This window comes from Candidatus Enterococcus leclercqii (assembly GCF_009933135.1).
Taxonomy (GTDB): Bacteria; Bacillota; Bacilli; order Lactobacillales; family Enterococcaceae; genus Enterococcus_C; species Enterococcus_C leclercqii.
In genome coordinates this window covers 226,168-240,278 of the sequence record NZ_MAEH01000017.1, presented here as the reverse complement: position 1 = coordinate 240,278, position 14,111 = coordinate 226,168, and the positions used below count along the sequence as shown (strand labels likewise).

Here is a 14,111-nt window from a genome sequence, read left to right as displayed (position 1 = left end):
CTCCCTTTATCCCGTAATGTCCACTTTTCTTTAGTATAGCGTGGAAAACCTGACAGGGAAAGTCAGGTTTTATCAAGAAGCAACTAGAAAATGACCAACTGGCAGCGCAGCTTTTTTCTGTTTTGATAGCCTCAGCCTGAGAAACAATTTTCCTCAACGCAAAAAACTTTCGGACATAGGGACATCCGAAAGTTTCTTCTTAAAGAGATTTGCCACAGGTACCACACTTAAGCAGCCAAGTAGCTGATTTTTGCCGGTTGCTTATTGCTGTTCATCAAATTTCGCATCCAACTGAAATGGCGAGCCGATGTAAACAAAACGGCTGGTCACAGTCCCATCCGTATCGGTTGAACAGATTTCCTGTTTGAACGGAAAACAAATTCTTTCTCCAAAGGTCGTCTGGTCCGCTTCAGCAATCAATTGAAAGTTAGCGGCTGTAGGTAGAATCTTGTTGGCCTCTGCAATAATTTCCTCATCTGATCGTTGGGCAGCCCCTTTGACGATCCGACGGTAATCTTCTAGAAAAGCTGCCTGATTACCGAATATTTCCATAAAAATCCCTCATTTCGTCTTGATACCCTAAATGTACCAAGACTATCCTTTAAAAGCCAGTAAACGCTACCGCCTTACAAAAGGAGTCGCCTCACAAAAAAGGGGAGGTGACTTAAGTGAATTCCAAGTACTAAACAGCGGCTATTTAACCACAATTAGTAAAAAGTATACGGATGAGGAAAAATTGTGACCCTCTTGATGTCTTAGTCCGAAGAGAGAACATTACCATACGTGTCAGGAGAAAAAGTGAATTAGGCTGACTTGGCTTGATGAAATCAAGGTTAGTCAGCCTTTGAAATTTTTAGCAATGAAAAGCCGACAATCTTCCAATGATTTTAATGGAAGATTGTCGGCTTTTGCTTGCGTCTTACGTTTGGTATTGTTCGGTTCGTAGGACAGTGACTCAACTATTGTCACAGGCCTATCAATTAGCTGATTTTCTTAGTAACGGTGGATAAATCGCAAACCTGATGCGCTCAATGTTTGATAGTTAGGACCAGTTGGACTAGCAAAGCCCATCCCACCTTGTGAGAAGGTGAAAGTGCCGTCACCGTTAACGGATTCTACATAACCTACGTGACCATATTGTGCGCTGAAACCATGTTGGCCAGCTGCAAATACGACAACTGAACCAACTTCTGGTGTGCCATCGACACGGTAACCATCAGCTGATGCGGAATATGCCCAGTCAGCGCCATTGCCCCAATAAGTGCCAACCCAAGGTGCTACCATTTTTACATAGTAGGTACATTGGCCCCAAGGGTACATGTTGCCTGATCCGGAGTGGTCAATCCCATTTCCATCACCAGGTTTCGGTACTTCCGGTTCTGGATCTGGCGTCGGTTCTGGATCTGGTGTTGGCGTCGGTTCTGGTGTTTCAGAGCTGCCGGTATTGTTGTTGTCTTCTGGTTCAGTAGAAGCTTCCGGTGCTTTCGGTGTTTCTTGAACCGGTTTGCTTTCTTGTGCTTGTTTTTCTTGTTCTTTTGCTTCAGCTGCTGCTTGAGCGGCTAATTTTTGTTGACGTGCTGCTTCTGCTTTACGGGCTTTTTCAGCTTTTTCCTGCTCAGCTTTGATCCGTGCTGCTTCTGCTTCAGCCTCAGCTTTTTTCTTTTGCAACGTCTTCTTATCTTGTTCTGTTTTAGCTTCTTCGGCTGCCAAAGTTGCTTTCAAAACTTCCAGTTCAGCCTGTTTGTTGGCGATGTCTTTCTTTTGTTCAGCCAATTCAGTTTGGCTTTCATTCAATTCTTTGATCTTTGCTTCATTTTCTTTCACGTTGGATTCTACAGCTTCTTTGTCTGCTTGCTGTTGTTTCAACAAATCTTGGTTGGCATTCACCAAAGTAGACATTGCTTGAACCCGATTCACCATGTCTGTAATTGAGCTAGAACCCAAAACAGCGTCCAAGTAGGTCGTAGCAGAGCCGTTAACTTGTGTATCCCGCGCCTGTTTGTTGATCTTTTCTTGGCGTTTTGCGATACGCAGCTTCAACTGTGCAATTTCGTCTTGCAATTTCAGTGTTTCATCCGTCAATTTGGTTTGTTTTGCTTCCAAATCTTGGATCTTACCATTGACTGCTGCAACTTCTGCTTCAGCTGTTTCGATTTGCGATTGTGCGCCAGCCTGTTGGTTTTGCAGGTCAGCGATCTTGTCATTTTTTTCTTGAATTTGTTGGTCGAACGTATCAGCGAAAACAGTGACTGGTGCAGTAGCCAAGGTCAATGTACTTACCAATAATGCTGCGAGTGCTCTCTTTTTCAATTGATTGTTCTCCTCCGACTGTTTCTTTTCTAATTTATACTTAAAGTGATTAAATTCGATTTTTAGGTAGCTATTCTTGCTACAGTCCAAATTCTAACATTTAGATGTATCAATCAGATATTAGTAATGTTACAGATATATTTCATTTCCAACGTTATATTTTTCTTCAAAAAGACTATGAAATTTCTATAAATACTCCTTTTTAGGATAGTAAAAGATAAAATCCATTGGTTTTTATCAACATTTCTATGAAGAAAGCGTTATCTGTTTTGTTGGAGAATCTTCTGGTTTAATGTTGCTATTTCATTACAAGTTCAAAATTTTGGAGAACTTGACTGCGGATAACCCTGTTTTTTTTATTCATTTATAGCGCTTTTTTATACGGATTTTTCAGCAATTTCTATCAGCTAACTTGGCCTTCATGGTATACTAAAAAGCAAGAAAGCATCTGAAACAACAGCTGAAAAAGGTGGTGATGACTAGATGGCAGCGATAACTCTATGCCCAAACAATAACAGATTTCAATTAGCATTTTTGTATGAGTGTCGACAAATGACACATGATTTCCATAAAAATGGGGAAGTCTGCCCAAAAATCGCTATTTTTATCCAAAATTTCATCAGTCACACCGATCCTCCTCTTTGAGCAAATTTGTAAAATAACAAATATGGCGCAGTGGAGTCTCTTTTCCACTGCGTTTTTTCTTTTACGTAAGGCGCTGTAGGAGCAATCATTTCGGTGGACTTTACGTAAGGAGTAGAAAAAATGCAAGAAAATATCAAACGAAATTATCGCTATACTTTTTTCCAGTGGTTCGTAGTCACCGGCCTCTGGATGCTCTATCTGACGCAAAAGGGTTTTTCCCCACTTGAAGTCGGGATTATGGAAGCCGTTTTTCATGTCACCAGTTTTATCTTTGAAGTACCCTCTGGCAGCCTGGCCGATCGCTTCGGCTATAAAAATACATTGATTGCCAGTCGAATCATCAATACAATCAGCTGCCTACTGACTGTGCTAAGTGGTAATTTCTGGATTGTGACCGCGGGCTTTGTCTTTAGCGCCCTCAGCTACAATCTGTCTTCCGGCACCAATGAAGCCCTGGTCTTTGAATCTTTGTTAGCCGTCAAGCAGGAAAAACTCTACCTGAAAGTCACTGCCAATATCAATATGATCCTTGAAATCAGCAATTCATTGGGGATCGTCGTGGCGGGTCTGTTCAGCCACTGGTTTTTCGACGGTGTCTACTGGCTGCAGATTTTGTTGAATGGTTTGGCGATTCTTACTGCCCTGCGCTTTGAAGAACCGCCTCGTATTCGACAGCAACGACAGCGTTACTTTCAGCTGATCACCAGCGCCTTTGCCATGACGTTGAAGATTCCCGGGCTGTTCCTAGTGATGCTGGCCTTCGCCTTTATTGACAGCTTGAATGCCACGTATTATTTTTATTTTCAGAATTTCTTTGAACAGCTGGGGATCAATGGGATTGGCATCAGTCTGGTAATCTTCGCCAGCACCTTATTCCAATTGGCCGCTGTGCGTCTTGCTGCTGTTGTCGGAGAGCAGGTTTCGTTGCCACGTCTGTTTGCTATTGTTTTATTACTGCTGACTATTGCCACTGCCGCTTCTGGATTTTTGCCGGTTGTGGGGGTTATTCCCTGCTACATTTTGGCAAACTGTCTGCCGGCTTTGGTAACCCCGATTCGCTCCAACTTTATCAATCAGCTGATTCCATCGGAGCAACGAGCCACTATCAATAGTATCGACAGCCTTTGTTATTCCATGATGATGATCCCTTTCTTTCCTTTATGTGGGTGGTTGATTCAGATTTTTGGTTATCGCAGCACCTTTGTCTTTGTCAGTCTGGCGCTGGCTGCAGGCGGGGTATTGATTTATCCTCGCTTAAAACGGACGTTGAATGTTTAAGAGCTTACCTTCTTTATTAAGAAGAAACTGAAGTGTACCAATCCTCAGTTACTAAACGCGAGCTACAAAAAAAGACACTTCCATCAAAATGCAGTGGAAGTGCCTTTTTTTATTGTTAAATTTTCTGATACCAACTGACAAAGAAATAAAAAGTTTCATGTGAAACATTCGAATTGGCAGCTTTTCCCCGCGGTGCTTCACTACACTAAGCCTTGTCAGTGGACACTTTGGCGATCTTGCCTTGTTCGATATACACCATCAAAATGCTGATATCTGCTGGGTTGACACCACTAATTCGACTGGCTTGAGCGATAGTTTCCGGTTGAATCTTCATAAGTTTTTGGCGAGCTTCCGTAGCCAAACCGTTGATTGCTTCATAATCGATATTTTCTGGAATTCGTTTTGCTTCCATGCGTTTGAGCTTTTCAACTTTTTCCATCGCTTTTTTGATGTAGCCTTCATACTTAATCTGGATTTCTACCTGTTCGATCTCTTTAGCAGTCAACACTTCGTCAGCAGGAATAAATTGCAACAATTCCTGGTAGCTGATTTCTGGGCGACGGAGAAATTCAACTGCCAATACGCTGTCCTTCAAAGCAGCTGCGCCTTTTTCGGCAAGAAATGCTTGAACTTCAGCCGTTGGTTTGATTCGCAGCTTGTGCAAACGAGCAATTTCACCTTCGACTGCCGCTTTTTTCGCAAGGTAAGCTTCATACTGAGGCTCTTTGACAAGACCAATTTGATGCCCCATTTCAGTCAACCGTAAATCCGCATTGTCATGACGCAAAATCAAGCGGTATTCGGCACGACTGGTCAGTAGCCGATAAGGTTCTTGTGTGCCTTTTGTCACCAGGTCATCAATCATGACACCGATATACCCGTCGCTTCGTTGCAAAATCAATGGCTCTTTACCTTGGATTTTCAAACCAGCATTGATTCCGGCAATCAAACCTTGACCGGCAGCTTCTTCATAGCCGCTGGTGCCGTTTGTTTGACCGGCAGTGTAAAGATTTTCGATCAACTTGGTTTCCAAAGTGGGCCGCAGCTGATGAGGCACGACTACATCATACTCGATGGCATAGCCTGTACGCATCATTTCCACATTTTCCAAGCCGGCAATGGAGCGCAACAAATCCACCTGAACATCTTCTGGCATTGACGTTGACAAGCCTTGCACATAGACTTCCTCCGTATGCAGCCCTTCTGGTTCCAAAAACAGCTGGTGACGTTCCTTATCAGAAAAACGTACAATCTTGTCTTCAATAGATGGGCAATAACGAGCACCCACCCCTTCTACGATTCCGGTAAACATCGGCGCACGATGCAGATTGTTTTGGATGATTTGATGTGTCTTTAGATTTGTATAGGTCAACCAGCAAGGTTCCTGCTGTGTTTTGTAGGCACTGTCAGGTGTCCCATAGCTGAAATGATTGGGTTCAACATCTCCAGGCTGAATCTCAGTCACAGAATAATCAATAGTAGAAGATTTCACCCGTGGCGGTGTGCCCGTTTTGAAACGAGCAATCTCCAATCCATGTTCTTTCAAGTTATCTGCCAAACCGACAGACGGCTGTGAGTTGTTAGGACCAGAGGAATATTTCAGTTCTCCGATGATGATTTCTCCTCGCAGAGCCGTTCCTGCCGTGATAATTACCGCTTTTGCCGCGTAACGAGCCCCTGTGTTGGTGATGACCCCTTTACAGACACCGTCTTCTACAATCAGTTTTTCCACCAGTCCTTGACGCAAGGTCAGGTTTGGTTCTTTTTCAATCGTGTATTTCATTTCATTGGCGTAGGCTTTTTTATCCGCCTGTGCCCGCAGCGCCCGGACAGCCGGCCCTTTACCGGTATTTAGCATCCGCATTTGGATATAGGTCTTATCGATATTCTTAGCCATCTCGCCCCCCAATGCATCAATTTCTCGAACGACAACGCCTTTTGCGGGACCACCGACTGAAGGATTGCAAGGCATGAAAGCCACCATATCCAGGTTGATGGTTAAAAGCAGGGTCTTGTTCCCCATTCGTGCATTGGCTAATGCCGCTTCTGATCCGGCATGACCGGCTCCGACTACGACGACATCATAAGAATCAGCTTGAAATTCCATTTATTTTTTCGCTCCTTGTTTTCCATACTTGACTTGATAAATTGCGATTTTGAGGCAGGTAATCTGCACACTGCCTCTGATTTTTTTGAGAGCCGGCTGTGGTGGCAGGCTTTTTTTGTTGCGAAAATTAAATAACAAAACAACCAACACAAATTTGTTATTTATTATTTTCCAAGACAAAATTGACTGAATAATTGCGTGATGAGTTCATCTTGAACACTATCACCTACGATTTCTCCTAAATAATCCCAGCAACGGGTCATGTCAATTTGTACCAGATCCACCGGCATTCCCGCCTCGATGCCACCGATTACATCACCAAGAGATTGCCCGGCTTTTTCCAGCAAAGCGATATGGCGCGTATTGGAGACGTAAGAGGCATCCTTTTCACCGGTTCCGCCAGCAAAAAACAAAGCCGCAATGGCATTTTCCAACTGATCCAATCCCTCTTGTTCCAACACAGAGACAGCAAAGACAACACTGTCCCCCGCCAAAACAGCCACTTCAGCCAGGTCCAATTTTTGAGGCAGATCGGTCTTGTTCAACAAGATGATTCGCTTGCTGTCACGAGTCAGCTCCAACAAGGTACGATCCGCCACAGTCAACGCTTCACTTTGATTCAGAACCAAAAGAATCAAATCTGCTTCGACCAGCGCTTTTTTACTGCGCTCAACGCCGATTTTCTCAACGACATCTTCGGTATCGCGAATGCCCGCCGTATCGATCAGCTTGAGAGGAACCCCCCGAACGTTGACGTATTCTTCAATGACATCCCGGGTCGTACCGGCAATATCTGTGACGATGGCTTTTTCCTCGTCCAGCAGGTAGTTCAACAGGCTGGATTTGCCGACATTGGGCCGGCCGATAATGGCTGTGCTCAAACCTTCCCGCAGGATTTTTCCTTGTTGGGCTGTCACTAGCAGTTGATTGATTTGTCCTTGGACCTGATTAGCTTTTTCCAACAAAAGCCGCGTAGTCAGCTCTTCTACGTCATCGTATTCCGGATAGTCGATATTAACCTCTACTTGGGCGAGGGTCTCTAAAATTTCTTGGCGTAAGGAGCGAATCAGGGCAGACAAATTACCGTCCAGCTGATTTAGCGCGACATTCATGGCTTTATCCGTCTTGGCCCGAATCAAATCCATCACTGCTTCGGCCTGTGACAGATCAACACGGCCGTTCAAAAAGGCCCGCTTGGTAAACTCTCCTGGCTCTGCCAGCCGCGCGCCTTGCCGCAATGCCAGCTGTAAGATCTGATTGGTAACTACCATACCGCCGTGACAGTTGATTTCCACGACATCTTCTCGTGTAAAGGTTTTGGGTGCCCGCAACACGGTGACCATCACCTCATCCACCAATCGCTGATCAGCGGGGTCCACGATGTGTCCATAGTGAATCGTATGGGTGGGAACCTCCGCCAGACATTTACTGCCACTCTGGTAGATTTCAGCAGCGATTTTGACAGCTTCTTCCCCGCTGAGACGAACGATGGAAATCGCTCCTTCCCCCGGCGGTGTCGAGATTGCCGCGATCGTATCGAATTCCTGTGTGATTTCAGCCATGACTCTGCTCCTTTTTGAATCGTTTACTTGTCGAACTTCCGACAAAAATGCAATAAAAAAAGCGCCCCATTCGAACACGGTGGGCAAAAAAAGTTTCATTCTCCAAAACTTTCTGCCAAACGGCTCGACTTAGCACTTTCACTGCTTGTCTTCTATTTAAATTCTTCATTAATTTAGCACAATTTCAAAACCGGTGCAAGACTGCTTTTTACAGATTCAGGGGGTTTTACCTTTACTTAAAGAATCAAAAAACGGTAAAATCATAAGTGAGACGGGGAAAAACCATGCTAGACAAACGCCTTGCAAAAGCATAAATCCTTTTTGAAGCAGCAGCTGTCATAAATAACTAGTTTTGCCCACAAGCTTTGGAAAGATTCCCCAGTACAATTGGAAGGGAGCAGGTATCATGAGTATTTTCAACGATAGAAACGACAAGTCTGACGGGACAAAAGAAGAAAATCAACGAATCAAGGAGGTCATCCTCTCCACTGGCAATATCAATCGTAGCTATGTGGTACGAGACGTCATCTTTGTGGCGGAAAAATTCGAAACCGATCTTTTTGATCAGGCCGTCGATCCCAATGAATCTTTGGCAGGTATCAAATTGAAATTGCAACGAATGGCCCACGCATATGGAGCCAACGCCGTCATCAACTGCCATTTCGATCACGCCCACGTGACGGTTGAAGGCAAAACTTGCTTGGAGATCTTCGCATATGGCACTGTCGTCCAATTTATCCAATCCACAATTGGTGGTTGATTTCTTCAACGATTGCACCAGCCTTCCTTGTTTTGACTAGGATGGCTGGTGTCTTTTGTTGTCATAGAGCATCAGCCAGTTGATGCTCTTTTAGACAATAGCCCTTCCCGCTGGCAGAAGGCTGCCTATTTTTACAACAAAAAACCCTCTGTTGTATGGCTGGCAACAGAGGGCTCTCTATCAAAGTTTCGACTACTCTGGCGTCTTTCCTTCGATAAGAATGATTTCTACTAGAATATACTGTGATTCCCGGTAGATGTCAACGTATTTTTGCGGGAAACAAGGGTTATCAAAGCTTAAAAACGTTGGTATATCAGTATTTTTATTGAAATTATTCACGCAGACATTCCCTTGTTTTTCAAGGCTTGTACAAATGAAAAGACCAGCAGTTTCCACCGTTTTTTAGCGGAAGCTGCTGGTCTTTTGCTAACTTACTTTGGTAATGCTTGCGTTCAAAAAAAGCTGATCAGAGGCTTGTCACAAACTCTTTTGATCTCAATAATATCTTTTCGCAGGTTCCACTACCAAGTAACGATAGGGCTCGTCCCCTTCAGAATGCGTCTGAACAGCATCATCTTTACTCAAAACGGAATGGATTTGTTTGCGTTCAAAGGCCGGCATCGGTTCCAAAAAGACCGGACGTCCGGTGCGTTTGACTTTCTCAGCAGTTCGTTCTGCCAAACGTTCTAAGATAGCTTGACGTTTTTGTCGGTAATCACCGACATTCACCACTACTGAAAGTTTATTTTTGGCTACACGGTGGATGAAAACCTGTGCCAAATATTGCAGGGCATTCAGCATTTTACCGTGCTTACCGATTAAAATCCCCTGCTTTTGCGTATCCAATTGGAAAACAATCAGACCGTCTTCTCGTTTCATTTTCACCAATGCCGGTGCCTTCAGCTCATTGCTGATATTGGTCAGATACAGCGCCAACTGTGTCAGAGCCGCTTCATCCTCCAATTCCGACAAAACTTGCCGGCTATCTTCCTCCGGCACTGTAACCTCTTCAAGCTCCAGTTCAACGACTGGTGTCACTTGGTCTTCGGCAGTAACGTCAGCCACAACCTCTTCTACCGCTTCGCTGATTTCTTCTGCGACGCTGGGCTCAACTGAAACGCGGGCGTTTTTTTTGCCCATCCCCAGAAAACCCTTTTTGGCTTCTTCTACCACTTCAATTACAGCTTCATCTTTGGCAATACTCAGCGCTGACAGCCCTTTTTGGATTGCTTCTTGCACTGTTGCCCCTTCATAAATCGGCATACTTACAACCTCCTATATCTCTTCATGATTTTTCAATGAAAAATCAGATTACTCGATACTCCATGATACCATTTCCCATCGTTTTTGGCTTATTTTCCCTAAGTAAAAATCAGACTTTGCCGGCCATTGCTGCCAAAAAAGGATCAATAAGCGGGAAAATCCGCCATCCTCGCAGATAGCGGATTTTCTGAATCATTGTATTTAGCGTTTTTTGTTGCGTTTTTTCTTCGGGTTCAATGCTTTTTGCAGCGCCCGTTCTTTTTCTCGTTGCTGTCTGGCAACTTCTTCTCTTTCGCGACGAATCTTGAAAGGATTGTTGATCAGCAGAGTTTGTACAACTTGGAAAGCATTGGAGACTACCCAGTACAGTGACAGACCACTGGCTAAGTTGATACCCATCAGCAAAATCATAATCGGCATCGCGAAGTTCATAATCTTCATGCTGGCATTGGATTCCAATTGACTCATACTCGACAGATAGGTGCTGGCAAAGGTGAACAGTGCCGCCAAAACCGGCAAGATGAAAAATGGATCCGGATGTCCCAGTTCCAACCACAGGAATTTTCCGTTGGTCAAGCTTGGAGTCCGTTGAATGGATTGCCACAGTGCCATCAAGATTGGCATCTGAACAAGCATCGGCAGACAGCCGGCGTAAGGATTCACACCATGTTCTGCATATAGTCGTTGTTGTTCGTCCCGCAGACGTTGTTGTGTCTCTGCATCTCGGGAAGCATATTTTTGTTGCAGCTCTTTTAGTTGTGGTTGAAGTTCTTGGGTCTTGCGCATGCTCTTGTTTTGAAAGTGCATCAGCGGCAATAAGATGACCCGGATAATCAACGTAAAGAGGATGATACCGATTCCGGCATTGCCAAACGACAGGGCTTTGATCGCTTGGGCAAAGTTATAAACGATGTACCGATCCCAAAATCCGGTACTGTTTGCATTGACCTCTCCGGTTCCGCAGGCGGACAAAACGAAGACCATAGCCAACATTCCCGCCAGCAAAAGAATGCGTTTTTTGTTTTTCACTGGACAAAAATCCCTTCTACTTATGAATTATCAATAATTTTTGCGAGTTTCAAGACGTGGATCAGATTGCTCATGACTGCTTTTGAGTCGCAATCTTTCACAGACGGTCGCGCAATCACGATAAAGTCGATTTCCGGATCGATCTGATCTTTCAATGCAAACAGGCTGGCCCGCAGCATCCGCTTGACCCGGTTGCGCTCCACAGCGTTTCCTACCTTTTTACCGACAGACAGTCCCACACGAAAATGAGCTTGTCCCGGTTTTGCCAAACGGTAAACCACAAACTTCCGATTGGCGCAGGATTCGCCTTTTTTAAATACTTTTTGAAAATCCCGCTCTGATTTGACGCGATAAGCCTTTCTCATGGTGATCCTTCATTTCTTCTAAAATCGTTTACTCACTTTCCAATAATACCATAGAAGCCCCTCAAACTTCACCTTAAAAATTAAAAATTCCCCGTCCCATCAGTTCCCACCAAAATTAAGTTGCCATTCCTCCAGCTGCCTGCATATTTTTCGATTCAATCACACCCTGCTGGCAAAGAGAGTTGCCAAAAAAGAACTAAAAAATCAGCCGCCACCAAAAACAAGACTTTTAGCAGCAGCTGATTTTTGGGCAAAAAAAAACCACTGGACCCCAGTGGCTTAGGCAGATAAGACTTTACGTCCTTTAAGACGACGTGAAGCTAACACGCGACGTCCGTTTTTAGTGCTCATACGTTTACGGAAACCGTGAACTTTTTGGCGTTTGCGTTTGTTTGGTTGATAAGTTCTTTTCATTATTGTCCACCTCCAAGAGAGTCATTGTTCTATCACTACAGACATACTTTGATAGTATACCGAGTCCACCAGACATTTGTCAATAAATTTTTGGTGGAATGGCCTCGATCATTTTCACTGTCTTTTAGTTTTCCACAGAAATTTCCTGACTGAGGGCTTCTGCCTTCAGTTCCATTTTCAAAAAACTTATCCACATTTCAGAATTTTTTAGTTGTGCATATCTGTGGATAATGATTTTTGTGCGTTTTTAGCTCCCACAGAGTTTTTCCGAGGTTTTCCACAAATCCCCCTCCTGTATAAAAGTTTTCAACAAGGATACATTTTTCCGTGGATAACTCCTATAAACTCCTAGATATCAAGTAGAATTTCTCCCAGCTATCTGTGGATTTCTTTTTTTAGCAGTCGAAATGTCCACAGATTTTTTTATCTTGTTGATAACTTTTTTCCTTGCTGTGTATCTCTTTATCCACAGCTTATTTAACTTGTGGACAATTTACTTCTCACTTTTTCTTCGCCGGTTTTTTAGCTGAATCTGTGGAAAACTTTCGATGAACGTGCTAAATTAGGGGTACACTTAAAAAAGACTTAAGGGACTCGATCCGACGTCTGCAGCCAACCCTGCTTGTCTGTACCTGTCGTATCGTGAGCTTTGGTGTCGCCAAAACTCGCAGTTCCTGTTTTTCTTTTGTAAAAAATGCACTGATCAACCACTAATTCGTTTCGTCTTTGCAGCCGAAGCCATCATTTTTATTTCAATAAAGGAGGACAGCCATGTCGACTCTCGAGACGGTTTGGCCGAAGATACTGGAGGGGTTGCAACATGACCTCAGCGAAACCAGTTATAATACTTGGGTCCATCCGGTGATCCCTCTTTCGTTAAACAACGATCAGCTTCTCATCCAGGTTCCCAGCCCGATTCATAAAAATTACTGGGAACGCAATATCATGACTAAATTTTTGGAAAACAGTTACCGCCTGTTTGAGCGGGAGATTATTCCCAAATTGGTCGTTGAAGGCGATGAGTCGCTGACAGCAGCCCCACAGACACCACCGACTGCTGAAGTGATCGAAGAGGATGCCACAAACTCTGTTTTGAATCCCAAATACACCTTTGACACCTTTGTCATTGGGAAAGGCAACCAGATGGCCCATGCGGCGGCGCTGGTTGTTGCTGAAGAACCCGGATCCATCTACAACCCACTGTTCTTTTACGGGGGTGTTGGTCTAGGGAAAACCCACTTGATGCACGCCATCGGCCATCAACTGCTGACCAACAATCCCAAAGCCAAAATCAAATATGTCAGCAGCGAAAACTTCACCAATGATTTCATTACTTCTATTAAGAACAATGAAATGGACAAGTTTCGCCAAGAATACCGCAGCGTCGATTTACTTTTAGTCGATGATATTCAGTTTTTGGAAAACAAAGTCGAAACACAAAACGAGTTCTTCTATACCTTTGAAGAACTGTACAAAAACAACAAGCAGATCGTGCTCACTAGTGATCGCCTGCCTTCTGAGATCCCAACATTGCCGGAGCGACTGGTTTCGCGCTTTGCCTGGGGGTTATCTGTCGACATCACACCACCGGATCTGGAGACTCGTATCGCTATCTTGCGCAAAAAAGCGGAAGCAGAACGCTTAGAGATCCCAGATGATACCCTCAGCTACATCGCTGGCCAGATTGATTCCAATATTCGGGAACTGGAAGGGGCCTTGGTGCGAGTACAAGCCTTTGCCACCATGAACAATGCCGATATCACTACCAGTTTGGCCGCCGAATCCTTGAAAGCACTAAAGAGCAGCAATGGTTCTGCCCAATTGACAATCTTGCAGATTCAAGAAGAAGTCGCCAAGTATTACCACATTTCTCTGAAAGATCTCAAAGGCAAAAAACGTGTGAAAAGCATCGTTGTTCCTCGACAGATTGCCATGTATCTCTCACGGGAACTAACTGACAATTCATTACCGAAAATCGGCGCTGATTTTGGCGGCAAAGACCATACGACTGTGATCCATGCCCATGAAAAGATCCAACAACTGTTGCAGTCAGATGCTACGACTCAAAATGAAGTCGCAGAGATCAAAAATCTCCTCTTCAACTAAGCAGTCAGCAGCCAAAAACTTGATCAAATCCATTGAAGACAAATTATCACTGATAGTTGCCGTGTGGATAACCTTTTAAAAACCATAAAATTTATCCACAACTTATCCACAGTGGAAAACGGTGAACTAGCACGGCTTAAGCTGAGTTATCCACTGTTTAAACAGAGCCTACTGCTTCTATTACTTTTTCCCTTAAATCAACTAAAATCAGTAAGCAGCTACCCTTCGTTGAATACGAGCAAGTAATAGCCGCTGCGCTCTTCAAAAAGCAA

At 44.1% G+C, this 14,111-nt stretch carries 11 protein-coding genes; 3 read left to right on the top strand and 8 right to left on the bottom strand.

The window, feature by feature from the left end; all coding sequences use genetic code 11:
• Positions 1–261: 261 nt before the first annotated feature.
• Positions 262–552, bottom strand: coding sequence for a hypothetical protein (locus BAU14_RS12270; protein ID WP_161900400.1), 291 nt, complete (start codon positions 550–552; stop codon positions 262–264).
• Positions 553–993: 441 nt separating this feature from the next.
• Complete coding sequence (locus BAU14_RS12265) at positions 994–2,310, bottom strand: CHAP domain-containing protein (protein ID WP_161900399.1); 1,317 nt, start codon at positions 2,308–2,310, stop codon at positions 994–996.
• A gap of 765 nt (positions 2,311–3,075) precedes the next feature.
• Here BAU14_RS12265 and BAU14_RS12260 point away from each other — a divergent pair.
• Complete coding sequence (locus BAU14_RS12260) at positions 3,076–4,233, top strand: MFS transporter (RefSeq protein WP_161900398.1); 1,158 nt, start codon at positions 3,076–3,078, stop codon at positions 4,231–4,233.
• 205 nt (positions 4,234–4,438) lie between these two features.
• Here the strand turns inward: BAU14_RS12260 and mnmG are convergent, their stop codons facing one another.
• Together mnmG and mnmE are read right to left on the bottom strand one after the other, a co-directional pair.
• Entirely contained in the window at positions 4,439–6,340 is a 1,902-nt protein-coding gene (mnmG, locus tag BAU14_RS12255; protein WP_161900397.1) for a tRNA uridine-5-carboxymethylaminomethyl(34) synthesis enzyme MnmG, read from the bottom strand.
• 164 nt (positions 6,341–6,504) lie between these two features.
• Positions 6,505–7,902, bottom strand: a complete 1,398-nt coding sequence (gene mnmE / locus BAU14_RS12250; protein ID WP_161900396.1) for a tRNA uridine-5-carboxymethylaminomethyl(34) synthesis GTPase MnmE — start codon at positions 7,900–7,902, stop codon at positions 6,505–6,507.
• Between the two features lie 406 nt (positions 7,903–8,308).
• Between mnmE and BAU14_RS12245 the strand changes: the two genes are divergently transcribed.
• Positions 8,309–8,662, top strand: coding sequence for a heavy metal-binding domain-containing protein (locus tag BAU14_RS12245; RefSeq protein WP_161900395.1), 354 nt, complete (start codon positions 8,309–8,311; stop codon positions 8,660–8,662).
• 495 nt (positions 8,663–9,157) lie between these two features.
• Here the strand turns inward: BAU14_RS12245 and jag are convergent, their stop codons facing one another.
• The 4 genes from jag to rpmH form a co-directional block, all read right to left on the bottom strand.
• Complete coding sequence (jag, locus tag BAU14_RS12240) at positions 9,158–9,925, bottom strand: RNA-binding cell elongation regulator Jag/EloR (RefSeq protein ID WP_161900394.1); 768 nt, start codon at positions 9,923–9,925, stop codon at positions 9,158–9,160.
• A gap of 201 nt (positions 9,926–10,126) precedes the next feature.
• Positions 10,127–10,954, bottom strand: a complete 828-nt coding sequence (locus BAU14_RS12235; RefSeq protein WP_161900393.1) for a YidC/Oxa1 family membrane protein insertase — start codon at positions 10,952–10,954, stop codon at positions 10,127–10,129.
• 20 nt (positions 10,955–10,974) lie between these two features.
• A complete protein-coding gene (gene rnpA / locus BAU14_RS12230; RefSeq protein WP_161900392.1) occupies positions 10,975–11,319 on the bottom strand; it encodes a ribonuclease P protein component in 345 nt (114 codons plus the stop codon).
• A 279-nt stretch (positions 11,320–11,598) separates the two neighbouring features.
• Positions 11,599–11,733 (bottom strand): 50S ribosomal protein L34, encoded by a 135-nt coding sequence (rpmH, locus tag BAU14_RS12225; protein ID WP_010766794.1) that lies wholly within the window; start codon positions 11,731–11,733, stop codon positions 11,599–11,601.
• 771 nt (positions 11,734–12,504) lie between these two features.
• On the opposite strand from rpmH, the gene dnaA reads away from it, so the two are divergent.
• The gene (gene dnaA / locus BAU14_RS12220) at positions 12,505–13,839 is read left to right on the top strand and encodes a chromosomal replication initiator protein DnaA (protein WP_161900391.1); all 1,335 of its coding nucleotides are present in this window, start codon (positions 12,505–12,507) and stop codon (positions 13,837–13,839) included.
• Positions 13,840–14,111 lie beyond the last annotated feature (272 nt).

Excerpts from the sequence above, each read along its gene's own strand:
- rpmH (WP_010766794.1), bottom strand. The coding sequence starts at position 11,733 with ATGAAAAGAACTTATCAACCAAACAAACGCAAACGCCAAAAAGTTCAC.
- mnmE (WP_161900396.1), bottom strand. The coding sequence starts at position 7,902 with ATGGCTGAAATCACACAGGAATTCGATACGATCGCGGCAATCTCGACA.
- jag (WP_161900394.1), bottom strand. The coding sequence starts at position 9,925 with ATGCCGATTTATGAAGGGGCAACAGTGCAAGAAGCAATCCAAAAAGGG.
- BAU14_RS12260 (WP_161900398.1), top strand. The coding sequence starts at position 3,076 with ATGCAAGAAAATATCAAACGAAATTATCGCTATACTTTTTTCCAGTGG.
- mnmG (WP_161900397.1), bottom strand. The coding sequence starts at position 6,340 with ATGGAATTTCAAGCTGATTCTTATGATGTCGTCGTAGTCGGAGCCGGT.
- BAU14_RS12270 (WP_161900400.1), bottom strand. The coding sequence starts at position 552 with ATGGAAATATTCGGTAATCAGGCAGCTTTTCTAGAAGATTACCGTCGG.
- dnaA (WP_161900391.1), top strand. The coding sequence starts at position 12,505 with ATGTCGACTCTCGAGACGGTTTGGCCGAAGATACTGGAGGGGTTGCAA.
- BAU14_RS12245 (WP_161900395.1), top strand. The coding sequence starts at position 8,309 with ATGAGTATTTTCAACGATAGAAACGACAAGTCTGACGGGACAAAAGAA.
- rnpA (WP_161900392.1), bottom strand. The coding sequence starts at position 11,319 with ATGAGAAAGGCTTATCGCGTCAAATCAGAGCGGGATTTTCAAAAAGTA.